General features: G+C 65.0%; 5 protein-coding genes. 3 read left to right on the top strand and 2 right to left on the bottom strand.

The genetic code is table 11. The features are described 5' to 3' along the window. Positions 1-184: 184 nt before the first annotated feature. Both CAPSK01_RS02860 and CAPSK01_RS02855 read right to left on the bottom strand, forming a co-directional pair. Positions 185-601, bottom strand: coding sequence for a type II toxin-antitoxin system VapC family toxin (locus tag CAPSK01_RS02860; protein ID WP_034922244.1), 417 nt, complete (start codon positions 599-601; stop codon positions 185-187). Beyond that, complete coding sequence (locus tag CAPSK01_RS02855) at positions 589-816, bottom strand: hypothetical protein (RefSeq protein WP_034922241.1); 228 nt, start codon at positions 814-816, stop codon at positions 589-591. Before CAPSK01_RS02855 ends, CAPSK01_RS02860 begins: the two co-directional genes overlap by 13 nt. Before the next feature lie 562 nt (positions 817-1,378). Between CAPSK01_RS02855 and CAPSK01_RS02850 the strand changes: the two genes are divergently transcribed. The 3 genes from CAPSK01_RS02850 to CAPSK01_RS02835 form a co-directional block, all read left to right on the top strand. Continuing rightward, positions 1,379-1,663, top strand: coding sequence for a hypothetical protein (locus CAPSK01_RS02850; protein ID WP_034922238.1), 285 nt, complete (start codon positions 1,379-1,381; stop codon positions 1,661-1,663). Further along, the gene (locus CAPSK01_RS02845; protein ID WP_034922235.1) at positions 1,660-2,064 is read left to right on the top strand and encodes a type II toxin-antitoxin system VapC family toxin; all 405 of its coding nucleotides are present in this window, start codon (positions 1,660-1,662) and stop codon (positions 2,062-2,064) included. Before CAPSK01_RS02850 ends, CAPSK01_RS02845 begins: the two co-directional genes overlap by 4 nt. Positions 2,065-2,447: 383 nt before the next feature. After that, positions 2,448-2,883 (top strand): toll/interleukin-1 receptor domain-containing protein (locus tag CAPSK01_RS02835; protein WP_273702984.1); only part of this gene is annotated, 436 nt, incomplete at its 3' end.

Below are 2,883 nucleotides of genomic sequence, written 5' to 3'. Positions count from 1 at the left end.
TGCCTGGAAAGCAGGAAATATGCGTATGGGATGTTAAAGATGGGCTGGGTTCGGGATGGCTCAACTGGTAGCGTCGCGGGATGAAAACAAAGGCTACGCGCCAGATAGTTGCGCGGGCATTGTTCACCCGCCCGCCCGCCACGGCCGGCGACGAAGTTCAGCGGCCGGCACAAGGCGAAGTTCGTCAGCGGCCGATGAAGGGATTGAGCAGTTTGACGCCAGAACGCTCGACATCGCGCGTGTTGCGAGTCACCAACACAAGATCATGAACCAGCGCGGTGGCGGCGAGCAAACCATCGGCCATGGGCAAGCGATCAGGAATCCCCATACGACCCCAGGAATCGGCGACTTCCGGGGAAATGGGCAGGAGACGATTGCCCACCGAGGTGCGCAGCGTCGCCAGCCAAACGTCCAGCCTTGCCGCCGCGATCGGGTCACGGCGACGCAGCAGCTCGGCGCCCCGACGTATCTCGCCCAGGACGATCACCGAAACGTACAGATCGGAGGAGGAAACTCCCGCGTACCAGGCCTGCACGCCGCGGTCGCCGCGATCGCCCTTGCGCAGTTCGGCCAGGACGTTGGTGTCGATCAGGAATCCCACGCCGTATCTCTGCGCCCATAGTCCGGCGACCTGTTGAAGTCCGCGTCGTCACCGACGTCCGGCATGGCGGCGAGCAAAGACTTCAAGTCGGCAGGCGGTTCGCTTGCCGGTGGCTCCTGGACCAGAAGAATGACTTCGAGGCGCTTGTGCCGCAGCGATTCGGGAACAGCGATCGAGGTCGGTGCATCTTCATAGAACTGTCGAAAGGCTTCCATCGCTTCTTGATCCTTCGCAGGTAGAGGCAAGCAGGGGCGCTGTCGCAGCGTAAAACCCGAACCGCTTGCCGAATCGGCGCTAGGCTGCCTGAGGCCCGTTTGGGCACTTGATGACCGACAAGAACCTTGGACGAGGCCAAACCGAAGTGTCCCCCATGTCGAGCCAGCTTGCTGCCCGGCTGACCGTCGAACAGTGTACTCGCAAATCCTGGGCGATCGCCTGGACGGTGTGCGCTCCGATCAGAAAAGCAAGCGCCATGGCCTCGCGGCGTCGCGGGATGAGAACGAAGGATGCGCGCCAGACATTTGCGCGGGGATTCTTCGCCCGCCCGCCACGGTCGGGGAAGAAGGTCAGTGGCCTGCACTACGCCGGACGAAGACGCCGAACGGGCATGCGCTTGCGCCCATCACAACCCGCCGCAAGCCGGGCCGCACTGGGGCGGCAGGCGGAACTCCTCGCTGATCCGTACCGATTGGGCAAGGAGAACCCCGATTTCGATCGCAGGAGTACTCGTCCCGGCAAAGGAGTACCATGTGCGCACGGTATATACAGGAGCGACGAATGCGGACACGGGTGTTCAGAAGCGGGAATTCGCAAGCGGTGCGCATTCCGGTGGAACTGCAATTGCCACCGGGAGTAAAGGAAGTCGAGATCGAAGCGACGCCCGGAGGGGACTTGCTGATCCGGCCGGCGTTGCGCCGGCTTACCGGCCTGGCTGACAGCTTTTCGGCGATGGGCGCATTGGGATGGTTTCCGGATGGCCAACGTCCCGATGCGGGCGAGGAGCTTGAGCGCGATTGGGGAACATGGGGCGCCGCCAAAGCCGGAAATGGCGAGCCGGGATGAAAGCGCTGCGTTACCTGCTCGACACGAGCATCTGCATCCATGCCATGCAGGGGAATCCGGCGCTTGCCAGGCATTTGAGCGAGTGCTACTTCGGCGACTTGCTGCTTTCGGCGATCAGCCTGGCGGAACTCGAATTCGGCGTCATCGCGGCCGGCGGCGACGGCGCAGCGCGTCGTGCGGCCCTCGACGCGGTGCTCGACGATCTCGTGGTGCTGCCCTTCGATGCCGACGCCGCGCGCGCCTACGCCGCCGTTCGCCTGGCCGACCCGCAACGCACGCGCAATGCGCTGGACAAGCTCATCGGCGCACACGCACTGGCCGTGCAGGCGACGCTGGTTACGGCCAACCCGGCGGATTTTTCGCGCATCCCGGGGTTGCAGGTCGAGAACTGGGCAAGCTGAGCAGCGGGCAAGCCCGATGGGTGGGTCAAAGGAGCGTTGGCGGTCGCCATCACTGGCCGCCACTGCTTCGGCCAGGACTGGATACGTCGCTGACGATCGACTCGCGTGCGCTCCGCGGCGGCGACCCGCTGGAATCGACGATCCCCACGGTGATCGAAAGCCCGACATTCCAGAGACAGGCGGCGAAGCTGTGGTCGGAAGACGAGCGACTGGACTTCATCGACTGGACCGGCCACGAACGTCAAGGGCTTGCGACGACGCCGCTCCGGTGGCGCTGACTGCCGCTCGCGGAACCACGCCACGAACGACTGCGCCGCGCGGCAATCCGGCGTACACTTCTCCGCTCGCAGAACAGGAGCCAACGCCGCGCTGGGAGAGCCACGATGGCAAAGAACGATTCCGCAAGCGAAGCCTCAACCCTTCCTCCGACCTACTTTGTCTCGCACAGCAGCGGCGACGACGCCATCGTCCGCCAGTTGCGCATCGCGCTCGCCGAGCTGGAGACGCCTCTCACCATCGACTCGCGCGCCTTCCACGGCGGCGATCCGCTCGAATCGACGATCCGCGATGCGATAACCCGCTCGTCCGGCGTCCTCGTCCTCATCTCGCCGCGCGCCCATCAATCAACCTGGGTCGGCAAGGAGCTGAAGCACGCGCTCGCCGTGCAGCGGCAGCGCGGCGGCGTCGAACACTTCCCGGTCGTCCCGCTGCTCCTCGACGGCACGCCGCTCGGCGCCTTCGAAGTCCTGTTCGACGAAGCGCCGATCCACGTCGCCCTCGCCAGCGCCGCGCTCGACGCCGCGCCGCACCACATCCTCG

Source organism: Candidatus Accumulibacter vicinus (assembly GCF_000584955.1).
Lineage (GTDB): Bacteria > Pseudomonadota > Gammaproteobacteria > Burkholderiales > Rhodocyclaceae > Accumulibacter > Accumulibacter vicinus.
Note: the sequence above shows the minus strand (reverse complement) of the source record. Positions and strands in the feature narration are given on the sequence as shown.